The organism is Microbacterium sp. BWR-S6Y (assembly GCF_041379845.1).
Taxonomy (GTDB): domain Bacteria; phylum Actinomycetota; class Actinomycetes; order Actinomycetales; family Microbacteriaceae; genus Microbacterium; species Microbacterium hydrothermale.
This window is the reverse complement of the sequence record NZ_JBFECV010000007.1, coordinates 187255-210285: the sequence shown is the minus strand read 5'-3', so window position 1 is coordinate 210285 and position 23031 is coordinate 187255. Positions and strand designations below refer to the sequence as shown.

At 72.4% G+C, this 23031-nt stretch carries 22 protein-coding genes; 11 read left to right on the top strand and 11 right to left on the bottom strand.

The annotated features are described in order from the left end of the window. Positions 1 to 7: 7 nt before the first annotated feature. Positions 8 to 1339: an MFS transporter gene (locus tag AB1K56_RS15370; protein WP_371206355.1), complete on the top strand. Its 1332-nt coding sequence runs from the start codon at positions 8 to 10 to the stop codon at positions 1337 to 1339. Positions 1340 to 1368: 29 nt separating this feature from the next. After that, complete coding sequence (locus AB1K56_RS15365; protein ID WP_371206354.1) at positions 1369 to 2118, top strand: hypothetical protein; 750 nt, start codon at positions 1369 to 1371, stop codon at positions 2116 to 2118. Between the two features lie 108 nt (positions 2119 to 2226). On the opposite strand, the gene AB1K56_RS15360 is transcribed toward AB1K56_RS15365, so the two are convergent. Continuing rightward, positions 2227 to 3096: a hypothetical protein gene (locus AB1K56_RS15360; protein WP_371206353.1), complete on the bottom strand. Its 870-nt coding sequence runs from the start codon at positions 3094 to 3096 to the stop codon at positions 2227 to 2229. A 184-nt stretch (positions 3097 to 3280) separates the two neighbouring features. On the opposite strand from AB1K56_RS15360, the gene AB1K56_RS15355 reads away from it, so the two are divergent. From AB1K56_RS15355 to AB1K56_RS15345, 3 genes are read left to right on the top strand one after another with little or no spacing between them, the layout of a single operon-like run. Continuing rightward, positions 3281 to 3811, top strand: coding sequence for a hypothetical protein (locus tag AB1K56_RS15355; RefSeq protein ID WP_371206352.1), 531 nt, complete (start codon positions 3281 to 3283; stop codon positions 3809 to 3811). Then, positions 3812 to 5194, top strand: a complete 1383-nt coding sequence (locus tag AB1K56_RS15350; protein WP_371206351.1) for a sensor histidine kinase — start codon at positions 3812 to 3814, stop codon at positions 5192 to 5194. After that, the gene (locus AB1K56_RS15345; protein WP_371206350.1) at positions 5191 to 5802 is read left to right on the top strand and encodes a response regulator; all 612 of its coding nucleotides are present in this window, start codon (positions 5191 to 5193) and stop codon (positions 5800 to 5802) included. The genes AB1K56_RS15350 and AB1K56_RS15345 overlap by 4 nt, the downstream gene beginning before the upstream one ends. A gap of 54 nt (positions 5803 to 5856) precedes the next feature. Here the strand turns inward: AB1K56_RS15345 and AB1K56_RS15340 are convergent, their stop codons facing one another. Both AB1K56_RS15340 and AB1K56_RS15335 read right to left on the bottom strand, forming a co-directional pair. Then, positions 5857 to 6540 carry a hypothetical protein gene (locus AB1K56_RS15340; protein ID WP_371206349.1) on the bottom strand — a complete coding sequence of 228 codons (684 nt, stop codon included), beginning with the start codon at positions 6538 to 6540 and terminating at the stop codon, positions 5857 to 5859. Between the two features lie 134 nt (positions 6541 to 6674). Further along, positions 6675 to 7991 (bottom strand): D-alanyl-D-alanine carboxypeptidase, encoded by a 1317-nt coding sequence (locus AB1K56_RS15335; protein WP_371206348.1) that lies wholly within the window; start codon positions 7989 to 7991, stop codon positions 6675 to 6677. A gap of 173 nt (positions 7992 to 8164) precedes the next feature. On the opposite strand from AB1K56_RS15335, the gene AB1K56_RS15330 reads away from it, so the two are divergent. Together AB1K56_RS15330 and AB1K56_RS15325 are read left to right on the top strand one after the other, a co-directional pair. Next, entirely contained in the window at positions 8165 to 8335 is a 171-nt protein-coding gene (locus tag AB1K56_RS15330; RefSeq protein WP_136585266.1) for a CsbD family protein, read from the top strand. 117 nt (positions 8336 to 8452) lie between these two features. After that, complete coding sequence (locus AB1K56_RS15325; RefSeq protein ID WP_264631132.1) at positions 8453 to 9421, top strand: aldose 1-epimerase family protein; 969 nt, start codon at positions 8453 to 8455, stop codon at positions 9419 to 9421. 62 nt (positions 9422 to 9483) lie between these two features. Here AB1K56_RS15325 and AB1K56_RS15320 read toward each other — a convergent pair whose 3' ends face one another. Continuing rightward, positions 9484 to 9894 (bottom strand): glucose-6-phosphate dehydrogenase, encoded by a 411-nt coding sequence (locus AB1K56_RS15320; protein WP_136585268.1) that lies wholly within the window; start codon positions 9892 to 9894, stop codon positions 9484 to 9486. A gap of 173 nt (positions 9895 to 10067) precedes the next feature. On the opposite strand from AB1K56_RS15320, the gene AB1K56_RS15315 reads away from it, so the two are divergent. Both AB1K56_RS15315 and AB1K56_RS15310 read left to right on the top strand, forming a co-directional pair. Then, a complete protein-coding gene (locus AB1K56_RS15315; RefSeq protein ID WP_371206347.1) occupies positions 10068 to 11471 on the top strand; it encodes an SPFH domain-containing protein in 1404 nt (467 codons plus the stop codon). A 13-nt stretch (positions 11472 to 11484) separates the two neighbouring features. Further along, positions 11485 to 12300 (top strand): DNA-formamidopyrimidine glycosylase family protein, encoded by an 816-nt coding sequence (locus tag AB1K56_RS15310; RefSeq protein WP_371206346.1) that lies wholly within the window; start codon positions 11485 to 11487, stop codon positions 12298 to 12300. Positions 12301 to 12618: 318 nt separating this feature from the next. Here the strand turns inward: AB1K56_RS15310 and AB1K56_RS15305 are convergent, their stop codons facing one another. Next, the gene (locus AB1K56_RS15305) at positions 12619 to 13167 is read right to left on the bottom strand and encodes a type 1 glutamine amidotransferase domain-containing protein (protein ID WP_136585270.1); all 549 of its coding nucleotides are present in this window, start codon (positions 13165 to 13167) and stop codon (positions 12619 to 12621) included. 183 nt (positions 13168 to 13350) lie between these two features. On the opposite strand from AB1K56_RS15305, the gene AB1K56_RS15300 reads away from it, so the two are divergent. Next, entirely contained in the window at positions 13351 to 13488 is a 138-nt protein-coding gene (locus AB1K56_RS15300) for a hypothetical protein (protein WP_264631130.1), read from the top strand. A 107-nt stretch (positions 13489 to 13595) separates the two neighbouring features. On the opposite strand, the gene AB1K56_RS15295 is transcribed toward AB1K56_RS15300, so the two are convergent. Further along, complete coding sequence (locus tag AB1K56_RS15295) at positions 13596 to 15086, bottom strand: MDR family MFS transporter (RefSeq protein WP_371206345.1); 1491 nt, start codon at positions 15084 to 15086, stop codon at positions 13596 to 13598. A gap of 189 nt (positions 15087 to 15275) precedes the next feature. On the opposite strand from AB1K56_RS15295, the gene AB1K56_RS15290 reads away from it, so the two are divergent. Continuing rightward, positions 15276 to 17219, top strand: coding sequence for an ABC transporter ATP-binding protein (locus tag AB1K56_RS15290; RefSeq protein WP_371206344.1), 1944 nt, complete (start codon positions 15276 to 15278; stop codon positions 17217 to 17219). Between the two features lie 90 nt (positions 17220 to 17309). On the opposite strand, the gene AB1K56_RS15285 is transcribed toward AB1K56_RS15290, so the two are convergent. From AB1K56_RS15285 to nadA, 5 genes are read right to left on the bottom strand one after another with little or no spacing between them, the layout of a single operon-like run. Beyond that, a complete protein-coding gene (locus AB1K56_RS15285) occupies positions 17310 to 18206 on the bottom strand; it encodes a glycosyltransferase family 2 protein (RefSeq protein WP_371206343.1) in 897 nt (298 codons plus the stop codon). After that, positions 18203 to 19333, bottom strand: coding sequence for a cysteine desulfurase family protein (locus AB1K56_RS15280; RefSeq protein ID WP_371206342.1), 1131 nt, complete (start codon positions 19331 to 19333; stop codon positions 18203 to 18205). Before AB1K56_RS15280 ends, AB1K56_RS15285 begins: the two co-directional genes overlap by 4 nt. Further along, a complete protein-coding gene (gene nadC / locus AB1K56_RS15275) occupies positions 19330 to 20187 on the bottom strand; it encodes a carboxylating nicotinate-nucleotide diphosphorylase (RefSeq protein ID WP_371206341.1) in 858 nt (285 codons plus the stop codon). Before nadC ends, AB1K56_RS15280 begins: the two co-directional genes overlap by 4 nt. Next, a complete protein-coding gene (gene nadB, locus AB1K56_RS15270; protein WP_371206340.1) occupies positions 20181 to 21692 on the bottom strand; it encodes an L-aspartate oxidase in 1512 nt (503 codons plus the stop codon). The genes nadC and nadB overlap by 7 nt, the downstream gene beginning before the upstream one ends. Further along, the gene (gene nadA / locus AB1K56_RS15265) at positions 21689 to 23020 is read right to left on the bottom strand and encodes a quinolinate synthase NadA (protein WP_371206339.1); all 1332 of its coding nucleotides are present in this window, start codon (positions 23018 to 23020) and stop codon (positions 21689 to 21691) included. The genes nadB and nadA overlap by 4 nt, the downstream gene beginning before the upstream one ends. Between the last annotated feature and the right edge of the window lie 11 nt (positions 23021 to 23031).

The window sequence follows — 23031 nt, the reverse complement described above, 5'->3', positions numbered from 1 at the left end:
TCGTCTCATGACTCGTCCTGACCCGGCCGGCACCCGGCCGCAGCCGGAACGGCGCGCCCGGGTGCGGGCCATCCTGGCGGGATCCGTGCCGAACCTCGTGCAGTGGTTCAACCTGTACGTCTACGCGACCTTCGCGCCGTACTTCCGGACCGAGTTCTTCCCGGCGGACTCTCCGGATTCGCTCGTCTACGTCTACGGACTGTTCGCCCTGACGTTCGTGGTGCGGCCGCTCGGCTCCTGGCTGTTCGGTCGACTTGCCGACACGCGGGGTCGTCAGCAGGCCCTGGTGATGGCGGTGACCGTGATGTCGCTCGGATCGGTCGTGCTCGCCGTCGCCCCCACCGAGAGGAGCATCGGTGCGTGGGCGGCCGTCGTGCTCGTGGTGGTGAGCATCGTGCAGGGGATCGCGACGGGCGGTGAATACGCCGCGGCCACGGTCCTCCTGTCGGAGTCGGGATCGCGGGGGCATCGCGGTTTCTTCGCGTCCTTCCAGGCCATGACGATCGTGGGCGGGCTCGTGCTCGCGCAGGCGCTGCTCCTGCTGCTGCAAGTGGTCGGCGATCGTGCGGCGATCTCGCAGTGGGGCTGGCGGGTCGCGTTCGTCGCGGGCGGGGTCGCGGGGCTCGTGTCGCTGTGGTGGTCGCGGGGCGCGGGGCGGGCGGCATCCGTCACCCCACCCACGCCCACCGGACCCCGGCGCCCCGCGACGATGGCGGAGCTGCTGCGCGGGTACGGGCGCCCGCTCGTCTGGGTGATCCTGCTGACCGCGGGAGGGAGCGCCGCGTTCTACACGGCGACCGTCACCGTGCCCTACATCGTGCGGGAGGCCGCGTTCGGAACCGGGGGAGCGGGGGCGGAGTCCGCCGCCACCGGGGTGGTCCTCGCCGCGTTCGTCGTCCTCATGGTGATGCAGCCGCTCGGCGGGGCGCTCAGCGATCGGATCGGTCGCAAGCCGCTGCTCGTCGCGTTCGGGGCGCTGGGCGTGCTGGGGGCCGGTTTCCTCGTGAACGCCGCGGCCCGGATCGTCTCGCCACCCGCGGTGTTCGGCATCCTGATCCTGGCGTTCGCGGTGCTCACCTGCTACCTGTCGGTGAACGGCATCGCGAAGGCCGAGGTCTTCCCGCCGCACATCCGGGCGCTCGGGGTCGGATTCGGCTACGCGGTGGCCAACTCGCTGTGCGGGGGCACGGCGCCGCTGGTGTACCACGCGACCGTCGGCGACGGGGGCGTCGGGTTCGTCGTGTACCTGACGGTGCTGCTCGCCGTGACGCTCGTCGCGGCCATCGCGATGCGCGGCGGGGTGCCCAGTGCCCTGGACGCGCCGCGCGAGCACGCGTGAGCCCGTGGGCGCTTCCTACACTGGTGCGCATGGACACCCCCGACCCCCGCATCGCGTTCGTGCCTCCCGGGTGGGTGTGGCCGGCGGCATCCAAGAAGAGGCTGGCCCTCCTTCCCGCCGAGATGTTCAACAGCACGTTCGAGCGCGCGCCCGACGATTGGCTGCACGTCGCTCCGCTGAAGAAGCCCCCGCTCTTCCTGACCATCGTGACCGGCGTCATCGCCCTGTTCCTGGGGTGGGTGGTCATCTCCGTGCTGCTGCAGGCGGGAACGACCCCGGCGATGGAGGGCCCGATCCCCTACGTGATCGCGGGCGTCTTCGGGCTGATCGGACTGTTCTTCCTCATCTCCTTCGTCAGCCTGCTCTTCGCCTCGCGCAGTCGCGCGTCGTGGGGCAACCGGCAGTGCGTGGCGGTGGGGCGCAGCGGCATCGCCGTGCGGTTCCAGGGGGTGGGCACGAACATCCCGTGGTCGGAGGTGAAGGCCGTCGTCGCGACCACGACGAACGACTCCGGGGTGCAGCAGGCCCGCCCGGTCAAGATCCCGATCCTGCGGATCGAGCGCGACGTCGACCTCGCCTCGGGGGAGCTGCGGTCGTGGAAGATCGCGACCTTCGCCCTGGATGCCGCCCCGCGTGCCGTGTACGCGGCGACGCACTTCTACTGGACCCACCCCCACCTGCGTTCCGAGCTCGGCACCACGGTTGCGCAGCAGCGCATCGACGGCTTCGCCGGGTTCGCCCCGACGACGGTCGGGCCACAGGGGGCCGCGGGTCTCTGAGCCGGCGGAGTGCCGGCGGACAGCGCGCGCGTCGGGCGGCCGACGGGACGGGTGGAACGCCACGGAGCCCCCGGCCAGTCGACCGGGGGCTCCACGCGTCGGCGGGGTTCAGCCGCCGATCGGGGTGGGGTTCGTCGGGTCGGGCGGGACGGGGAGCGAACCGTTGATGCGATTCTGCGCCTGGCACTGGCTCGTGCAGTTCGTCGCGCCGGCCGAGAGCTCCACGGCATCCTCCCCGAGGACACCGCCCATGCGACCGCCCGAGGCGACCGTCCAGCGGGTCACGGTGGCATCCTGGTACGTCTTCGTCGCCACCTGCGGGCTGTCCTTGCCGAGCAGCATCTGGTGAGCGTTCGCGCCGGAGGCGACGGCATCCACGCCGTTTCCGAAGTTGATCTTCCCGGTGTACTGGTTCACGAAGTAGTACAGGCCGGGCCCGAGCGTGTGCACGAGTTCGACGGGCGCGGCGAACTCCGGCTCCATCTGGAAGATGCCGCCCTGAGCGCCGTCCTTCGCCTGGATCTTCAGCTTCCCGGCGGCGGTGGTGAAGATCGCCACGAGCGCGTCGTCACGCACCTCGAGGCTCGACAGCCGGGTGCCCGCGCGCTGCGCCGCGGTGAGGGTCGGCACCTTCGACGCGAACACCACGGTCGGGCTCGTGACCATGCGCTGCGTGTCGGGCGCGCCGGTGAGGGTGTAGTCGTACACGCCGAGGGTCGCCGGATCGATGGTGAAGCGGTTGTTCGTTCCGCTCACGGTGATGCGTCCCGAGACCGCGACGTCCTTGAGCTTCGCGTCTTTGCCGGGAGCGGGGTTGTACGTCGTGCCGTTGACGGTGACGGCGTAGTCCCCGCCCGTCGACGTCGTCTTGGCCTGGGCCGCGGTGGGGAGGAGGAGTCCGGATGCCGCGACCAGGGCGGCCGCGACGATCGCGGTGCCACGGGTCAGGCGGCGGCGGGACGGGGTGCTGATGCTCATGCTCTCTCGTTTCGTCGGTGGGCGAGCTGTGTCCACCGTCGGCCCGCGGCCTCGGACCGGGCAATGCGACCTTGGTACTACGACCATCGTCCGATGGCCCCGCGGCGCCGCTTCGCGCAGGGTGGGAACAGGACAGCCCCCGGCACAGGCGACAATGCAATGCAGGGGCGGAGGGACGGATGACATGAAGAAGCGGATCCTCATCGGTGCGGGCGCTCTCGTGCTCGCCGCCGCCCCCGCGGTCGTGGGCCTCTGGGGCAACGCGTCGTTCGCGGAATCCGTTCCGGTGCCCGTCCCGGCGTCGGTCCAGGTGGTCGGCGTCGCCCCCGACGCCACCCCGATCGCCGACGACCACGGCGGTGACCGCGACCGGGATCAGCGGAGCGAACCCGGCGACGATCGCGCGACGGACGGGGGCGACGCGGGTTCCGACGACCACGGCTCCCGCGGCGACGACGCGACGGCGCCCTCGGGGAGCGACGACCACGGGGGCGATGCGCCCCGTGACGATCGCGTCGAGCCGGGCGACGACCGGGGAACGGCGGATGCCGGAACCACCGACGACCCGCGCACCGGCGCCGACGACTCCTCGACGGGCGGCTCGGGGGCGGGCGGCTCGACGACCGAGGACTCCTCCTCGCGCGACGACGGTCGTCACGGCGGCCGCGACGCCGGCGACCACGGCGGCCGCGACGATCGCGGGGGAGACGACTGAGTGGCATCCGACCCGCCCGCCCCGGCCTGGCAGGTGCTCGTCGAGGCGCACGCGACCTCGGCGACACCGCGACGTCTGTCGACCCGTGCGGTGCTCGTCCGCCTCGCGGCGGGCTTGGCCGCGGTGCTCGTCGCGGTCGCCGCCCTCGCCGGGTTCGGGGCGCAATGGCTGGCGGAACGCGAGGCGGTCAACGACGCCGCACAGGTCACCAACGTGCTCGCCGATGCCGTCGTGCGGCCCGTGCTCACGGACGGCCTGGTGGCGGGGGAGGCCGACGCGCTCGCCGCGTTCGACGACACGGTGCGGGCGCAGATCCTCGGCGACGACGTCATCCGGGTGAAGGTCTGGAGCACCGGAGGGCGAGTCCTCTACGCCGACGAGCCCCAGCTGATCAGTCGCACCTTCGCGCTCGACGACGCCCAGCGTGCGGCGCTGGCGGCACCGTCGACCCGTGCGGCGGTCTCCGACCTCGCGGAGGACGAGAACGAGTTCGAGACCGGGTCGCGCCTTCTGGAGGTGTACCGGCCGCTGTGGACGCCCAGCGGTCAGCAGGTGCTCTTCGAGGTGTACTACCCGTACGAGCCGGTGGCCGCGCGCTCGGCCGAGCTGTGGCGGGGGTTCGCGGGCGTGACGACGAGCAGCCTGCTGCTCCTCGTGGTGCTCACCGCCCCGATCGTCTGGACGCTGCTGCGACAGCTGCGCGGCGCCGAGGCGCGGCGCGCGGAGCTGCTGCAGCGGGCCGTCGACGCCTCGGATGCCGAACGTCGACGCATCGCCGGCTCGCTGCACGACGGTCCGGTGCAGGAGCTCGTCGCCACCAGCTACGGGGCGGAGGCCGCCGCCGTCGCCGCCGACGCGCGCGGAGAAGAGCAGGGAGCCGCCGGCATGCGCGAGGTCGCGGGCGCCGTCCGCGGCAACGTGCGGGTGCTGCGGTCGCTGCTCGTCGACATCTACCCGGCGAGCCTCACGTCATCGGGGCTCGCCTCGGCGCTGCACGACCTCGCGGCCACGGCACGCTCGCGCGGGGTGGAGGTCGTGCTCGACCTGCGCGCGCCGCTCGACGCGCTCGCCGACGCCCACGAGCGGCTGATCTACCGGATCGCCCAAGAGGCGCTGCGCAACGCCGTCGCACATGCCGCCCCCTGCACGGTCACCGTCACCCTCACCGCGGAGCGCGGACGCATCGAGCTGCTCGTCGCCGACGACGGCCGCGGCTTCGAGGCCGCGGAGGTTCTCGACGCGCCGGAGGAGGGGCACCTCGGCCTGCGGGTGCTCCGCGACCTCGCGACCGACGCGGGCGCCGAGCTCGCCCTGGCGACGGCCCCGGGACACGGCACCCGCTGGCGCCTGCGCCTCACCGACACACCCCGGGAGACCCCATGATCCGCGTCCTCGTCGTCGACGACCACTCGATGGTGCGCGAGGGGCTGGCATCCGTCCTCGCAGCCGAAGGCGACATCGCCGTCGTGGCGACCGCGGCGAACGGCGCCGAGGCCCTCGCCACCGTCGCTTCCGTCGAGGTCGATGTGGCCGTCATGGACCTGTCGATGCCGGTCATGGACGGCGTGGAGGCGACCCGCGCGCTGCGCGCCCGGGTTCCCGGCATCCGGGTGCTCGTGCTCACCTCGTTCGGCGACCGTGCGCAGGTGCGGCGTGCCGTCGCGGCGGGCGCGACGGGATATCAGTTGAAGGATGCCGAGCCCCGCGACCTCCGTGCGGCCGTCCGGGCCGTGCACGCGGGACACGCTCCGCTGGATCCGCGGGTCGCGGGGGCGCTGCTGCCCGAGGAGCCCGCCGCCGGCAGCGGCTTGAGCGCGCGCGAGGAGGAGGTGCTGCGGTTGGTGGCCGAAGGGCTCGCGAACAAACAGGTGGCCGCGGCGCTCGGGATCTCGGAGCGCACCGTCAAGGCGCACCTGGGCACCGTGTTCCGCCAGATCGGCGTGGCGGACCGCACCAGCGCCGCCCTCTGGGCCCGCGACCACCTGCGCTGAGCGCGGGAGTCGTCGCGGGGCCGTCGTCGAGCGGGAGCGGGGCGACGACGCGGCTCAGATGTCGCTGAAGTCGTCTGCGGGGAGGTGCATCGCGGCGACGGAATCGCCCTCGAGCACGAGCATCACGTACTGCCGACCGGTCTCGCCCGCGCGCTGCAGCGAGGTCGTTCCGGGGACATCGCGGACGTCGAGGCGCAGTTCGGTCGCGTCGAAGCCCTCGACGGCCCCTGCGGCCAGGGCCTCTGCGCGCGTCGAGCCGACCCCGATGCCGCCGGTGGTGACGATCGGGTGCCCGGCCACGGTGGGGGTGGAGACGAACACGCGGGCGCCGTTCGTCGAGCCGTCATCGGGGACCGTCACCTTCAGGCCGGCCCAGTCGAGCGACGTGTACGCGAGCGTGCCGCCGTAGGGGCCCTCCACCGGCGACGAGGCGGGTGCGGTTCCCAATACCTCGGTCCACGCGTCGACGGCGCCGATCGAGTAGGCGAGGGTCGACCCGTCGGCCGATGACGCGCCGTCGAGCGACAGCGTCACGACGGCATCGCTCACCGAGGCGTCCGCCCCGGCCGTCGCTGAGGCGGACGCCATCGGCGTGACGCTGGCCGAGGGTGACGACGCGGGGGTGTCCACCGCCGCGGGCGTCGAGGGAGCCGCCTCGGGTGCCGCCGTGCACGCGGCGAGTCCGACGGCGAGGATGACGGCGAACGGAAGGGCGAGGGCGGTTCGCGAGCGGCGCATACGGCGATCGTAGGGGGTGGCACTTCCGTTCTTCCGGCGCCACGCGCACCCGTCGTCACGGCCCGGAGTCCGCCGGGCCGGGACGAAACGACGGTGTCGAGCGTGCATGATCCGGCACACTCCGACGGCGCTCGTCAGCCGAGCTCGCCCGGGTGGGTCAGGCGCCACAGGAGGGTCGGCTCCTCGATCGCGCCGGCGATCTTCACGTCGGCCGTGGCCGTCTGCGGGCCGGCCGTCCACGTCACGGATCCGACGGTCTCGCCGTCGGCGTAGGTGCGCGGCGTCACGGTGTCGAGGGTCACCGTCACGGGGGTGTCCGACCAGGTGCGCACCTCCGCGTTCTTCGCGAGCACGAGCTCCGCTTCCGACCCCCACGGCGTGGTGATCGTGCCGATCGTCTCGCCGAGGCTGCCCACCTGCAGATCGTGGAAGCCGTCGCTGATGCTCTGCAGCACGCGGGCCACGTCGCCGTCGGTGCTGTCGTGGGTCGCCCCGCCCAGGCGCACGCCCGTGATCTTCAGCGGGGAGCCGATCCCGACATCGAGGCTCGCCGTGAAGAGGAGGTTGAAAGTGCCGTCGCCGAGGTTCCCGGTCTTCAGTCCGTCCACGCCGAGCGTCCCGAGGAGGTCGTTCGTGTTGGTCACGGTGCCCGCCCCGGTCACGCTGATCGAGCGCATCGAGGTGATCGCGGCGATCGCGGGGTTCGCCGCGGCGAGGCGCCCCAGGGCGACGAGGTCGCCGGGCGTCGAGGTGTTTCGGGAGTCGATCCCGGTGGCATCCACGATGCGGGTGTCGTTCAGGCCGTTGTCGCGGAGCCACGATCGGGCCGCGTCGACGTAGGCCCCCTCGGAGCCGAAGCCCCACCGGGCGATCGCGACCGCGTAATTGCTCGCCGAGGGCAGCAGCATCGTCGCCAGGGCGTCGTGAAGGGGCATGCGGGTGCCGTCGGGCATCTTCGCGATCGTGACGCCCTGCACGTAGAACCGGTCGTACAGGTCGGTGTCGGCCTCGGTGAACGACACCGTGGGTCCGGGATCGTCGGCGCCCTGGAGGGGGTGCGCGTCGAGCACGACCAGTGCCGTCACGAGCTTGGCGATGCTCGCGATCGGTCGAGCGTCGTCACCGCCCGACGAGGCGAACACGCCCGACGCGTCGGGCCCCAGGTACTGCTCGCCGCCGTCGACGCTGAGCCGCAGGGATCCGTCGGCGGGGACGACGAGGGATGCCGGGGCCCCGGGGCTCGCCACCGGAGCCTGCGAGGTGACCCTCGGTGCGGGCAGGGCGGCCGACGACGCCCACCACACGTATGCGCCGCCCCCGCCCAGAGTGGCGAGGAGGACGACCAGGAAGACGATGAGCGCGATCCGCCCGCCGCGTCCCGCGGGCGCGGGCTCGCGCGGCGCCTCCTCGAGCAGGTTCGAGAAATCGGCGAGCGTGTCCGGCGCGGTCATGAGACGAGACCGACCGCTGCGAATGATGCTTCCCCCCGGCGCATTCTCCGAACTTAGCCGGTCGGCATGCCTCACGTGCACGCGAATTTCAAGCCCCCCCGCCGCCCCGGTCGAGCCGACCTAGCGTGGACGCACATCGGGAGATACCCGGAAACCTAACGGGAGGTGCCGACATGGGACTCGACGACAAGATCAAGAACGCCGCTGAGAACATCGCGGGCAAGGCGAAGGAAGCCGCGGGCAAGGCCACCAACAACGAGCGCCTCGAAGCCGAGGGCCAGGCGGACCAGACCAAGGCCCACGCCAAGCAGGCCGGCGAGAACGTCAAGGACGCCTTCAAGTAAGTCGCCCTCCCCGAATGCCCCGACCGCCCTGCGGCGTCGGGGCATTCGTTGTTCGCGGGTGAACCTGGTTCGGGAGGGATGCCGGGATCCCGCGTGCACGCCCGGGATAATGGCGTCATGACCGCTGCCGTTCCCACCGAGACGCCCACGCTCGTCTCGGGCACCCCCGTCGTCCTGCGCGCCCACGGCTACGAAGCCGCCATCGCCAGCGTCGGTGCGTCCCTCCGCTCCCTCACCTTCGAGGGCCGTGACCTCGTCGTTCCCTTCGACGCCGACGAACTGCGTCCCGCCTATCGCGGTACGACGCTCGCGCCCTGGCCGAACCGGGTGGTCGACGGCATCCATCGCTTCGACGGGGTCGAGCACCAGCTGCCCCTCACCGAGCCGAACCGCGGTCACGCGCTGCACGGCCTGCTGTCGTGGGTCGACTGGAACGTGCTCGACGCCTCCGACGAGGCCGTCACCCTCACCGCGACCGTGACCGCGCAGGCCGGGTACCCGTGGTGGCTCGTGGTGTCGACCACCTTCCGCCTCGGCGTCGACGGGCTCACGCAGACCGTCCGCGCGACCAACCTGTCCGACACCCCCGCGCCGTGGGGGACCGGACCGCACCCCTACCTCGTGGCGGGCCCCGCGGCCCTCGACGAGTGGACCCTGTCGCTCCCGGCCGACACCGTGCTCGAGGTCACCCCGGACCGTCTCGCGCCGGTGGCCCTGGCATCCGTCGAGGTCGACGCCGATCGCTTCGACTACCGCGCCCCGCGCGTGCTCGGCTCCGTCGAGATCGACCACGCCTACACCGGATTGATCCGGGATGCCGACGACCGCGCGACCGTGGTGGTCACCGATCCTTCGGGGTCGGCGGTGGCGATGAGCTGGGCGTCCGAGTGCCCGTGGGTGCAGATCCACACCGCGGACCTGCCGACGGGACCGGGGACGCCGGGTCACCGCGCCGGCCTCGCCGTCGAGCCGATGACCTGCGCGCCGGATGCCTTCAACGACGACGCCTACGACTTCGCCACGGGCGTGGTCTCGCTCGATCCCGGCGCGTCGCACGAGGCCGGGTGGACGATCTCGGCTCGCTGAGAGCCCCCCCCGATGACAGAACCGCCCCGGAGTGATCCGGGGCGGTTCTGTCGTGAGGGGGGTCAGACCACCTGCGTGCCGCACATGCCGCACTCGCCGCCGGCCGAGACCTCGACGAAGCAGTCGGGGCACATCGCCCGCGTCGGACGATCGGTGATCGGCGTGGGCTTCGGGCTCGTGGTGCGCCGCTCGGCCTTCGGAGCCGCGGCGCGGGCGCGACGCATCTCGATGGTCGGGGCGGGCGGCGGCGGGGGAGCAGCCGGCTTGTGCGCCTCGCAGTAGAAGCGGACGAAGCCGCCGTGGTGCTTGGGGTGGCGGTGCTTGACCGCCCACAGCTCGGTGCGCTCGTAGAGCGGACCGTCGGTTCCGCACGCGACGCACCGGGTGGCTTCGCCCGGGACGACGTCGGCGACGAGAACGGGAGCGTCGAAGCGGATGGCATCCCGCCAGTCCTGCGACGAAACGATCTTCATGGGGGACCCTTCTTCGGCGGTTCGGGCCGCCTCACCCTCAACGGTACGCTCCCGGCCGGCCCGGCGGCGACGTCGATCGTGCGCTGCGGGGCTGGACAGCGCCCGCATCGCCCCGGATAGGTTGGAAGCAATTCCCCCGCGCCGCGGTTCGTGGCGCCTGTCGAAGGAGAACCATGGAATTTGCTGCTCTGGGGGCGATCGGCATCGTCGTGGTCATCGCACTCGTCGTTGTCGTCGTCGTCCTGTTGATCGTCGCGGGCTTGATACGCGGGTGGTACCGCGTCGCCAAGGCCGACGAAGCCCTGGTCATCGTCGGTAAGCGGCAGAGGGGGGCCGACGGGGAGTCCTCGCGCATCACCGTCATCACCGGCGGCGGCGCCATCGTGAACCCGCTCACGCAGCGCGGCGAGATGATCTCGCTGCGCGCCCGTCAGATCAAGATGGAGCCGACCGCGCAGTCGTCGAACGGTGTGACCGTCAACGTCAGCGGCGTGGCACTGGTCAAGATCGGTTCCGACCCCGAGTCGGTGCGCCGCGCGGCCGAGCGCTTCGCCTCGCAGGACAAGGCCATCGAGCAGTTCACCACCGAGCAGCTCGAGGGTGCGCTGCGCGGCGTCGTGGCCACGCTGACGGTCGAGGAGCTCATGCGCGACCGTCAGCGTCTGTCGGACCAGATCGCCGAGGGCATCAAGGGCGACCTGTCGTCGCAGGGTCTCATCCTCGACTCGTTCCAGATCCAGGGCGTCACCGACGGCAACGGGTACATCGCGGCCCTCGGCGCCACCGAGGTCGAGCGCGTCAAGCGCGAGGCGGAGGTCGCCCGCATCAACGCGGTGCGCGAGATCCGTGCCCGCCAGATCGCCACCGACGAGGCGAACCTCATCGAGCAGACGAAGCTCGACAAGAACAGCGCCGCGGCCAAGGCCGAGGTCGGCCGCGCGAACGCCGAGGCCGAGCAGGCCGAGGCCCTCACCCGGGCCGAGCGGCGCCAGGCCGTCCTGCAGCAGGAGGCGCAGAACACGCAGGCGCGCCTCGAGTCCGAGGTCTCCCGCGTCGCCGACGCCGACCTCTATCAGAGGCAGAAGGACGCCGACGCCGAGGCCTACGCCCAGATCAAGGCGGCCGAGGCGCGCGCGCAGATCGCCGAGCAGGAGGCCTCCGCCGTGCGCGTGCGCGCCGAGGCCGACGCGCAGGCCGTGCGTCTGGCCGGTGAGGCGCGCGCCGAGGCGATCCGCGCAGAGGCCGAGGCGCTCTCGCAGAACCAGGAAGCCCTGCTCGCCCAGCGCGCTCTCGAGGCGCTGGTGCCGATGATGGCCGAGTTCGCCAAGGGCTACGACCGCGTCGGCAACGTCACGGTGCTCGGCGGCGAGGGCGCGAGCGGTCACCTCGCGACGGAGTCGGCCACGGGCCTGCGCTCGTCGTTCGAGGCCGTGAAGGCGGCGACCGGCATCGACCTCACGCAGATCATCCAGGGTCGTGCCGTGGCGGACGCGTTCGCCGAATCCGCGCGTCGTCCCGCGCCGGCGGACGACTCCCACCCGGCGCCCGCGACGGCCGTCGCCGAGACCGAGGCCTGAGCGCCTCCCGACGATGCCCGAAGCCCCCGAGGTCGAGGCGCTCGCTCTGTTTCTGCGCGAGCGCCTGACCGGTCACGAGGTGAGGGCCACCGAGCTGGTCGAGGGGCGCGCGTGGAAGACCCGCGCGCGCCCGCTCGACGGGCTCGTCGGGCGACGGGTGACCGCGGTGACGCGGTACGGCAAGCACATCGACCTCGACCTCGACGGTGCGCACCTCTCGCTCGGCTTCGGTCGGGCGGGGTGGGCGACGTGGCAGGAGGCGGACGCCCCGGCTGACGACGCCGCTCCGGCCGCGGCGGTGATCGCGCGCCTCGTGTTCGACGACGGCATCCTGGGCATCGTCGACGCGGGGGACTGGCTGTCGGTGCAGCTGCATCTCGTGGACGATCCGGCCGAGGTTCCCGCTGTCGCGAAGCTGGGTCCGGATGCCGCCGACCCGGGCTTCTCGCGGGAGATGCTCGTGCGGGCGCTCGGCGGCCGTCGCAAACAGCTCAAGGCGCTGCTGCAGGAGCAGGAGACGCTCGCCGGAATCGGCAACGCGTATTCGGATGAGATCCTCTTCGCCGCGCGACTGTCGCCGACGGCGCACGCTTCGGCGCTCACGGACGCCGACGTCACGCGGCTGTACGACGCCCTGCATGACACGCTCGCGACGGCCGTGGCGGAGCGCCGCGGCGTGCCGATCGCCCAGCAGAAGGCCGCGAAGGTCGCCGCGATGAAAGTGCACGGCCGCACGGGTGAGCCGTGCCCCGGGTGCGGGGGAGTCGTCGAAGACATCCCCGGAACCAAGGGCGGCGGCCAGTGGTGCCCGTCGTGCCAGGGCCGGTGAGGCTCGGGGCGCGTGCGGTGGGGCGTCGGGCGGCGGGGCTGTGGTGTGGGGGGTGAGGTTGCGCGGCTGCGGGGGCTGAGGCTGCGGCGCCGGGCGGGGCTGCGCGGGTGCCTGGCCGGGGCGGCGCGCGGGACTGCGCGGGCCCAGGCTGCGTGGGTGCGTGGGTGCGCGGCTGCGGCGCAACCTCGGCGATTCGCGCATCCTCTGTTCGCGGGGGCGGTTCGGGGCTGAGGTTGTGCGGATCGCTGAGGATCGGCCGGGGGAGCGGACGCGAAAGGGCCCCGGACCGTGGTCCGGGGCCCTTCTGTGCGGGAATTCTCAGGCGGTCTGGCCCGAGTGCTTCCCCTCGGCGACCTCTTCGACGAGCTTGGCGTTGAAGGCCGGGAGGTCGTCGGGGTTGCGGCTCGAGACGAGGCCCTGGTCGACGTGCACCTCTTCGTCGACCCACGTCGCGCCGGCGTTGCGCAGGTCGGTCTGCAGCGTCGGGTAGCTCGTGAGCGTGCGTCCCTTGAGCACGTCGGCCTCGGTCAGGATCCACCCGCCGTGGCAGATGACCGCGACCGGCTTGTGCTGGTCGAAGAAGGCGCGGGTGAAGGACACGGCATCCTTCACGATGCGGATGTCGTCGGCGTTCTGCACGCCGCCGGGGAGGACGAGCGCGTCGAAGTCTCCCGCGGAGGCGCTCGCGACGGCGAGGTCGACGCTCTGCTCGTGGCCCTTCTCGCCGCTGATGCTGCCCTCGTTCGGAGAGACCAGGACCGCTTCCGCGCCGGCGGAGGTCACCGCCTCCCACGGGCTCGTCAGCTCGCTGTCTTCGAATCCGTCGGTGGCCAGGAATGCGATGCGCTTGCCGGTGAGATCGGTCATGAATACGCCTCTCTTCGATGTGGATGGGGTGCTTCCACGCTAGGAACGTCGTGCGCCCGGCGACCGGGGGTTGCGGATGCCGGATGCCGCGGGTACCGCGCCTCCCGCGGGCCCGATGCGGTGATCCCCGGGGGCAGCGGCGGCGCGGCCCTCGTCCGCACGCGCGGGCGTAGCATGGAGCGCATGTCCGGAGACACCACGACCGACAGCGCGCCCTCGCCGAAGCCCCTGCTCACGCTGCTGAATGCGCCCGACGTCGACGACTCCGACGACGACCGCCCCGCGTCGCAGTGCTGCGGCGGCGGGTCGTGCTCGCTCTGACGTCGTTCTGACGGCTCCCCGCCGACGTCCATCGCGGCGCGGCACCCCGGATCGCAGATCAGCGAGCTCGAGGTGACGCGCCGGACCCACCCTCCGGCGGGTCGTTATCAGTGCGCGACGACGGGGGACTCGGCGTCCTCGGTCTCGGCCGGCTTGCGGACGAAGCACGAGAGCACGACGGCCGCGGTCGCAATGACCGCACCCACCAGGAACGACGCGTGCACTCCCGACGCGATCGCCGCGGGCTGTTCCGCGCCGCCCGCGGCGGCGGCGCTCGAGAACACCGTCATGATCGCGACGAACCCCGCGGTGCCCGCGGCGCCCGCGACCTGCTGAGCGGTGCCCACCACGGCGCTGCCGTGGGAGTAGAGCCGGCGGGGAAGCGAGCCGAGCGCCGAGGTCATCAGGGGAGTGAACACGAGACCCAGGCCGAGGTTGAGCGCGAGGTAGACCGTGACGATCCACCAGATCGGCGTGGTCTGCCCGAAGGTGAGCGCCATCGTCCACAGCACGGCAGCGGCGATCAGCATGCCCGGGATGACGAGCGGAGTGGGGCCGAAGCGGTCGAAGAGCCGCCCCACGATCGGCGCCATCACGCCCATCAGCACGCCACCCGGCAGCAGCATGAGCCCGACGGTGAGGCTGCTGAGGCCGAGAGCCTGCTGGAGGAAGATCGGCAGCAGGATGAGCGAGCCGAACAGCGCCGCCATCACGATCGCGACGAGCGGGACGGCGAGGCGGAACGACGGGCTCTGGAACACGCGCAGGTCGAGGAGGGCCGAGTCCGAGCGCTGCAGGCGCAGCTGGCGCAGGACGAAGACCGTGACGAACACCGCGCCCACGGCGAGGGGGATCCACACCGGCATCGAGGCGTGTCCCGACGCGGACTCGCCGATCGCGCTGAGCCCGTAGACGAGACCCCCGAACCCGAGCGCCGACAGCACGACGGAGAGCTTGTCGAAGCGTGCGTCCGGACGCGTCTCGGTGACGTTGCGCACCCAGCGGGCGCCGAGGACGATCGCGATCAGGGCGATCGGCAGGATCAGCCAGAAGATGGCGTGCCACGTGAGGGCCGAGAGGATGAGCCCGGAGACGGTGGGACCGACGGCCGGGGCGACGGCGATCACGATCGTGACGACGCCCATCACCCGACCGCGCTTGTCGGCGGGAACCAGGTTGAGCACGGTCGTGAACAGCAGCGGCATCATGACGCCCGTGCCCATCGCCTGGATGATGCGCCCCGCGAGGAGGACGCCGAAGACCGGGGCTATAGCGGCGATCAGAGTGCCCAGCGCGAAGACGCCCATCGCCGCGAAGAACACGACGCGGATCGGGAAGCGCTCCAGCAGGAAGCCGGTGAGGGGGATGACGACGGCCATGGTCAGCAGGAACGCGGACGTAAGCCACTGCCCCGTCGCCGCGCTCACGCCGAAGTCGGCCATGATCACGGGCAGCGCGACCGACATGGTCGTCTCGTTGAGGATCACGACGAACGCCGCGACGACGAGGAGCGCGATGACGGGGCCGGTGCGCGGCGCCGCTTCGGGAGCCGACGCGCTGCGCGTTCGGGAGACGGGGATGGTGCCAGTGGCGGCCATGACGAGGTCCTTATCGTGCGGGGGGCTTCGGTGGTGCCGCGGAGGCGACTGCGACAGGCACAACGGTTCGCGGTGCCGAGGTATTCCACCGTCGAGGAAAGTCGTCGACGGGCGGGCCGAGCTTATCGGCGACCTCCGACATCGGCCCCTCGCGAGCCGGTGTCGGTGGGCGGACGTAGGCTGGCCCGCATGAGCATGCACGGAGGTGGCGGGAGCATGTTCCGCGGTGTGGATGCCGACATGCAGCGCAAGCGCAACGCGCAGGCGCCGCGGGTGGCCGACCTCGGACGCCGTGTGGTGGAGCTGTTCCGGCCGTATCGCTGGCGCATCGCTTTCACCGCGCTCCTCGTCGTCGTGGGCGCCGCGGTCGCCGTCATCCCCCCGCTGCTCGTCCAGCGCATCTTCGACGACGCCCTGTTCCCGGTCGACGGCTCGTCGCCCGACCTGCGTTTGCTCGCGATGCTCGTGAGCGTCATGATCGGTCTCTTCCTGCTGTCGGCGGGCCTGAACGTCGGACAGACCTGGCTGACCGCCACGGTCGGCAACCGCGTCACCGGCGACCTGCGCACGCGGCTGTTCGACCACCTGCAGGCGATGGAGCTCGGTTTCTTCACGCGCACGAAGACCGGTGTCATCCAGTCCCGCCTGCAGAACGACGTCGGCGGGGTGTCGGGCGTGCTGACCAACACGGTCACGAGCATCCTCGGCAACGCGGTCACGGTGATCGCCTCGCTCGTGGCGATGATCCTCATCGACTGGCGGCTGACGCTCATCGCCGTCGCGCTCATGCCCTTCCTCATCTTCGTGCAGCGCCGCGTGGGCCAGGTGCGCGCGCGCATCGCGGGCGAGACGCAGGAGTCGCTCTCGGAGCTGTCCGCGATCACGCAGGAGACCCTGAGCGTGTCCGGCATCCTGCTGTCGAAATCGTTCAACCGTCAGCGCACCGAGTCGGCGCGCTTCGACGCCGAGAACGACAACCAGGTGCGCCTGCAGGTGCGTCGTGCGATGAGCGGCCAGGGCTTCTTCGCCGTGGTGCAGGTGATCATGTCGAGCGTGCCCGCGGTCATCTACCTCGTCTCGGGCTACCTGATCGGCGGGGGAGTGGGCGCGATCACGGCCGGCACGATCGTCGCCTTCACGACGGTGCAGGCGCGGCTGCTCATGCCGCTCATGGGACTCATGCGCGTGGCGCTCGACGTGCAGACCTCGTCGGCGCTGTTCGCCCGCATCTTCGAGTACCTCGATCTGCGTCCGGCGATCGTCGACGCCCCCGATGCGCTCCCGGTGTCCGCGGCTCCGGGTCCGCTCGGGCGCATCGAGTTCCGTGACGTCGAGTTCCGCTATCCCGACGCCCCCGAACAGGCTCGTCCGACTCTCGACGGCGTCTCGTTCACGGTCGAGCCCGGTCAGCACGTCGCCTTCGTGGGGCCCTCGGGTGCGGGCAAGACGACCATCCTGTACCTCACCCCGCGCATGTACGAGGCGACGGGCGGCGCGGTGATGTTCTCGGGCGCCGATGTGCGCACGCTCGACCGCGCCTCGATCATCGACGAGATCGGCATCGTCTCGCAGGAGACCTACCTCTTCCACGCCACGGTCCGCGAGAACCTGCGCTACGCCCGCCCCGATGCGACCGACGACGAGATCGAGGCCGCGTGCCGCGCCGCGAACATCCACCACGTCATCGCGGGCTTCGAAGCGGGTTACGACACCGTCGTCGGCGAGCGCGGCTACCGCCTGTCGGGCGGCGAGAAGCAGCGCATCGCGATCGCCCGCGTGCTGCTGAAAGACCCACCGGTCCTTCTCCTCGACGAGGCGACGAGCGCGCTCGACACCGTCTCCGAGCGCATCGTGCAGGAAGCCCTCGAGACCGCGTCCCACGGACGCACCACCCTGTCCATCGCGCACCGTCTCTCGACGGTGATCGGCGCCGACCGGATCCACGTGGTGGATGCCGGCCGCATCGTCGAATCCGGAACGCACGGTGAGCTGCTGGCTCGGGGCGGGCTGTACGCGAGCCTCGCCGCCGAGCAGTTGGCGGCGTCGTTCGTGCTCGCCGAGGAGCAGCTCGACGAAGCGGGCCTCGCTCGCGCTGCCCTCCCGGCGCGTCGCGCCGACGAGGCTCCTGCCTGAGGCGCGCCCACAGCACGCCGTCACTCCCCGGGGCCTGTCACGCGCCCCGAGCGCCAGCGAGCCCGCCGGACACGACGCCCGCGGCGGGCGTCACGCGGGCAGCGACTCCACGAACGCCTCGAGCGCGATGCCGTACGCCGCGTCGGGATGCGTCTCGGCGATGGCGAGCAGTGGCGGCAGATCGAGTGTGCGGATGAGCGCACCGCGCTCGCGCACCGCCGCATCCGCCCCGGCGGCGCGCAGCACCGCGATTCCCTCGCCGAGGGCTTCGAGGTAGTCGCGCAGCACCTCGACCTCCCCGAGTCGTTGGGTGATCGAGCCGCCGTCGCGCCGCTGGCGCCACTCGACGATCACGTCGGGGATGACGTCGAACGCGGCGGCCGCGGTGTACATCCGCTGCGCGAGCACCTGGTCCTCGTAGTACCGCCCCTCCGGGAAGCGCAGTCCCTGCTCTCCCCAGAAGTCGGTGCGGCTCATCTTCGACCACGCGACGATGTTCCCGGATGCCGCCGGGTGCTGCGCGAGCGATGTCGCGGACCGGGCGGGGTCGGTGGCCGCCGCGACCCACGGCTGCACGTCGCCGGCGGTGTAGCCGGGGCCGTCGGCATCCGGTCGCAGTCGCACGTACGCGCCCACGACGAAGGAGCTGCCGGTGCGGTCGAGCGTGTCGGCCAGGCGCGAGAGGGCGTCGGGGCGCATCACGTCGTCGGCGTCGAGGAAGGCGGTGTACGGGGTCTGGACGAGGGAGAGTCCGGTGTTGCGGGCGGCGCCGAGGCCGCGCTGCTCGTCGTGTCGGACGACGCGGAACCGGGGGTCGTCGGCCTCGGCATCCGCGAAGATCCGGGCCGTGTCGTCTCTCGAGGCGTCGTCGACCAGGACGGCCGTCCAGTGCGGGTGCGACTGGGCGCGGAGGGAGTCCAGGGCCTCCTCGGCGTATTCGGCGACGTCGAAGCCGGGGACGATGACGGTGACTCCGGTGGTGCTCACCCGCGCGATCCTACGGCGGTGACGGCGGCGACGACGGCATCTGCGACGGCGTCGAGAGATCCCGTCAGCGACCGCGGCAGTGTGAAGCGCACGGCGGTGCGCGCCTCGTCGTGGTCGACGCCGACCGCCAGCAGCACGTGCGACGCCTCGTCGCTGCCCGCCGCGCACGCCGATCCGCTCGACGAGACCACCCCGCGCCGCTCCAGCTCGAGGAGGACGGTCTCGCCGTTCGTGCCGGGGAAGACGAAGCTCGCGGTGCCGGGGAGCCGGTGCGAGGGGTGTCCGGTGAGGCGCGCGCCGGGCGCGTGCGCGAGGACGCGGGCGATGAACGCGGCCGACAGGGCGCCGACGCGGGCGGCGGCCTCGCCCCTCTCGGCCTCGGCGAGTTCGAGCGCGGTGGCGATCGCGACGGCACCGGCGACGTCGGGGGTTCCGGAGCGACGGCCGCGCTCCTGTCCGCCTCCGTGCAGCAGCGGTTCGAACGGCAGGCGGCCGCGCACGGCGAGGACTCCGGTGCCCTTCGGCGCGCCGACCTTGTGGCCGGCGATGGTCACGGCATCCGCTCCGGTGTCCGACAGGGGGAGCCACCCGGCGGCCTGCACCGCGTCGAGGTGCAGGGGGACCCCCCGTTCGTGTGCGACGGCGGCGAGGGCGGCGGCATCCTGGATCGTCCCGATCTCGTTGTTCGCGTACCCGATCGAGACCAGGGCGGTGTCCTCGCGCAGGGCGCCGGCGAGCGCGTCGGGGGTCAGGCTGCCGGTCGCGTCGACGGGGGCGTGGGTCACCTCGACGCCGTGCAGTCGCCGCAGGTAGTCGGCCGAGGCGAGCACCGACTCGTGCTCGATCGCCGTCGTGACCAGGTGCGTCCGGGCGGAGCCGAGCACGAGCCCCTTGATCGCGGCGTTGTTCGACTCGGTGCCGCCGGAGGTGAAGACGACGTCGCCGGCACGCATGCCGACGATGCGGGCCACGCGCCGGCGGGCGTCGTCGAGAGCGGATGCCGCGGCCTCGCCCACTTCGTGATGACTCGACGGGTTGCCGAAGACGCGCGTGAGGTACGGGGCCATCGCCTCGAGCACCTCGGGGCGCACGGGCGTCGTGGCGGCGTTGTCGAGGTAGAGGCTCACGCCGTCTCGATGCGGATGTCCAGGCCCAGGTCGAGAGCGGATGCCGAGTGCGTGAGCGCGCCGACCGAGATGACGTCGACGCCGGTCTCGGCGATCGCGCGCACGGTCTCGAGGCTCACGCCGCCCGACGCCTCGACCTGGGCCGCCCCGGCGATGCGGGCGACACCGGTGCGCAGGTCGTCGAGCGAGAAGTTGTCGAGCATGATCGTGCCGACACCGGCGGCGAGGACCGCGTCGATCTGCTCGAGACGGTCGACCTCCACCTCGACGTGCGTGGTGTGCGGCAGGCGGGCGATCGCGCTCTCGAGGGCCTGGGTGACCGAAAGGCCGTTCGCGGTGAGGACGGCGAGGTGGTTGTCCTTGGCCATGACGGCATCCGACAGCGAGAACCGGTGATTGTGTCCGCCGCCGTCGCGCACGGCCTGCCTCTCGAGGGCGCGCAAGCCCGGCGTGGTCTTGCGCGTGTCGACGATGCGCGCGCCGGTGTGCGCGACCTCGGCCACGTATCGGCTGGTGAGGGTGGCGATCCCCGACATGCGCTGCACGAAGTTCAACCCGATGCGCTCGGCGGTCAGCACCGCTCGCGCGGGACCGGTGACCACGGCGAGCGTGTCGCCCGGCGCGAAGCGCGCGCCGTCGGCGACGCGCTGCTCGACCACGATGGAGGGGTCGGTGAGGATGAAGGCGGCGGCGAACACCGCGGCCCCGCTGAAGACGCCCTCGACCCGCGCGACGAGCTCGGCGCGGGCGACGGCGTCCTCGGGGATGAGTGTCTCGCTCGTGAGGTCGCCCCAGGGGGCGTCCTCGTCGAGGGCGGCGGTGACGACGCGGTCGATGGTGGCGCGGGTCAGCATGCGAGGGCCTCCGAGGGAGAGGGGATGGATGCCGCGGCGGCGGCGGTGAGCGGGCCGGCGGCGTCGGAGCGGAAGTGCGCTCCCACCGAGGTCGTGCGCGCTCGCGCCGCGTCGACGACGCGTGTGGCGAGCAGCAGCAGGTTGTCGTCCTCGATCGAGCGGGGGACGGACCGGGCCGCCCACGCGGCGAGGGTCGAGGCCGCGCGGTCGAGCCCCGCGGCGTCACGTTCGAGGCCCGCGTGGTCCCACATCAGCTGCTGGAGGGCGGCGCGCGAGAACGCCGGGGCGTCGTCGGCGACCGCGACCGGCGCCGGTGGCGCGACGACCGCCGGGGAGACGGGCCACGCGCGGTCGGTCGCGACGGCGTCTCCCGCCCGTGCTCCGAACACGGCCCCTTCGAGCAGCGAATTGGATGCCAACCGGTTGGCGCCGTGCACGCCTGTGCGGGCCGTCTCGCCCACCGCGTACAGGCCCGGGACGCTCGTGCGTCCGTCGAGGTCGGTGACGACCCCACCCATCAGGTAGTGCGCCGCCGGTGTCACCGGGATGGGCTCTTGCGCCCAGTCGAGTCCGCGCTCGCGCACGGCCGCATCGATCGTGGGGAACCGCTGGGCGAGACGCTCGGCGCCCAGAGCCGTGGCGTCGAGGCGGACCGGGCGTCCGTGCTGCGTCGCCATGGCGCGCGCGTTGGCGCGGGCCACCACGTCGCGGGGGGCGAGCTCGCCGTCGGGGTGGGCGTCGAAGGCGAAACGGCGTCCGCTGTCGTCGATGAGAACGGCCCCCTCGCCCCGGACCGCCTCGGAGACGAGGAAGGGGGCGCCGACCGCGAGGGCCGTCGGGTGGAACTGCACGAACTCGAGGTCGGCCACCGCCGCTCCCGCGCGGATCGCGGCGGCGATGCCGTCACCGGTCGCCCCGACGGGGTTGGTGGTGTGCGCGTAGAGCTGTCCGGCGCCGCCCGTGGCGAGGATGACGGCGTCGGCGGCGAGGCGCTCGCCGTCGGCGAGCTCGACCCCTCGGACCCGGTCGTCTTCGCGCAGCAGGTCGCGCAGCAGGGCGTGTTCGCGGAGGGGGATGCCGGCGCGGCGCACCGCGTCGCCGAGGGCGGCCTGGATGGCGGCGCCGGTCGCGTCGCCTCCGGCGTGCAGCACCCGCGCGACGGCGTGGGCCGCCTCGAGTCCGCGCGAGAAGTCGCCGTCCGCGGCCCGGTCGAACGCCACGCCTCGCGCCACGAGCTCGGCGATGCGGGCGGGGCCCTCGCCGACGAGGACGTCGACGGCGTCCGGGTCGTTCAGACCCGCCCCCGCGGTGAGGGTGTCGGCGGCGTGCGAGGCGATCGTGTCGGCCGGGTCGGTGACGGCGGCGATGCCGCCCTGCGCCCACCGCGTGTTCGTGTCGGGCAGGGCGCCCTTGGTCACGACGGTGACGCGGCATCCGGCTTCGTGGGCGTGCAGCGCCGCCGTGAGACCGGCGATGCCGCTCCCCACCACGACGACGGTGGTCATTTCACCGCACCGTTCGGCTTGGCGGCGAGCATGCGCTCCAGCGCCACGGTCGCGGGCTCGGCCACGTCGGCAGGGACGGTGATGCGGTTGACGACCTCGCCCGCGACGAGCGACTCGAGCACCCACGCGAGGTAGCCCGGGTGGATGCGGTACATCGTCGAGCAGGGGCACACGACCGGGTCGAGACAGAAGATCTCGTGCTGCGGATATTGCGCGGCCAGGCGCTGCACGAGGTTGATCTCGGTGCCGATCGCGAAGGTCGTGGGCTCCGTCGCGGCGGCGATCGCCTTGCGGATGATGTCGGTCGATCCGGCCTCGTCGGCGGCATCCACGACGTCCATCGGGCACTCGGGGTGCACGATCACGCGCACGCCGGGGTGCTCGGCGCGGGCCTTCTCGATCTGGTCGACGGTGAAGCGGCGGTGCACCGAGCAGAAGCCGTGCCACAGGATGACGCGGCTGTCTTCGAGCTGTTCCGCGGTCGAGCCGCCGAGGGCCTTGCGCGGGTTCCACATCGGCATCTGCTCGAGCGGCACGCCCATCGCCTTCGCGGTGTTGCGGCCGAGGTGCTGGTCGGGGAAGAACAGCACGCGGCGTCCGCGCGCGAAGGCCCACTCGAGCACGGTGCGGGCGTTCGACGAGGTGCACACGATCCCGCCGTGGCGACCGACGAAGCCCTTGATGGCGGCGCTGGAGTTCATGTACGTCACCGGGATCACGGGCACGAGGCCCTCGGCATCCGGGGTCTCGAGGTCTCCGAGCACGTCTTCGAGCTGCTCCCAGCACTCCTCGACCTGGTCGATGTCGGCCATGTCGGCCATCGAGCAGCCCGCGGCGAGGTTCGGCAGGATCACGGCCTGCTCGGGGCGCGAGAGCAGATCCGCGGTCTCGGCCATGAAGTGCACGCCGCAGAACACGATCGCCTCGGCCTCGGGGCGCTCCTTCGCGGCGTTGGCGAGCTGGAACGAGTCGCCCACGTAGTCGGCGTGGCGCACGACCTCTTCGCGCTGGTAGAAGTGCCCGAGCACGACGACACGATCGCCCAGCGTCGCCTTCGCGGCGCGGATGCGGGCGTCGAGCTCGTCGTCGGACGCGTCGCGGTACTGCTGCGGAAGCTCGCCCTGGCGCGGGGCGCCGGTGGGGATGACGTCACCCATCGACGAGCCGGGACCGTAGCCCGGGCGCGTGTCGAAGTCCCAGGGGCCCACGGCGAGGTCGGTCGTGCAGGTCGCGTCGGTCGAGGCGCCCGAGACGATCGCCTGGATCGCGTGGTCGACGCTGGGGTCGATCGCGGGACGCGGCTGCAGGGTGAGGGGTGTGGCGGACATGGGCGTTTCCG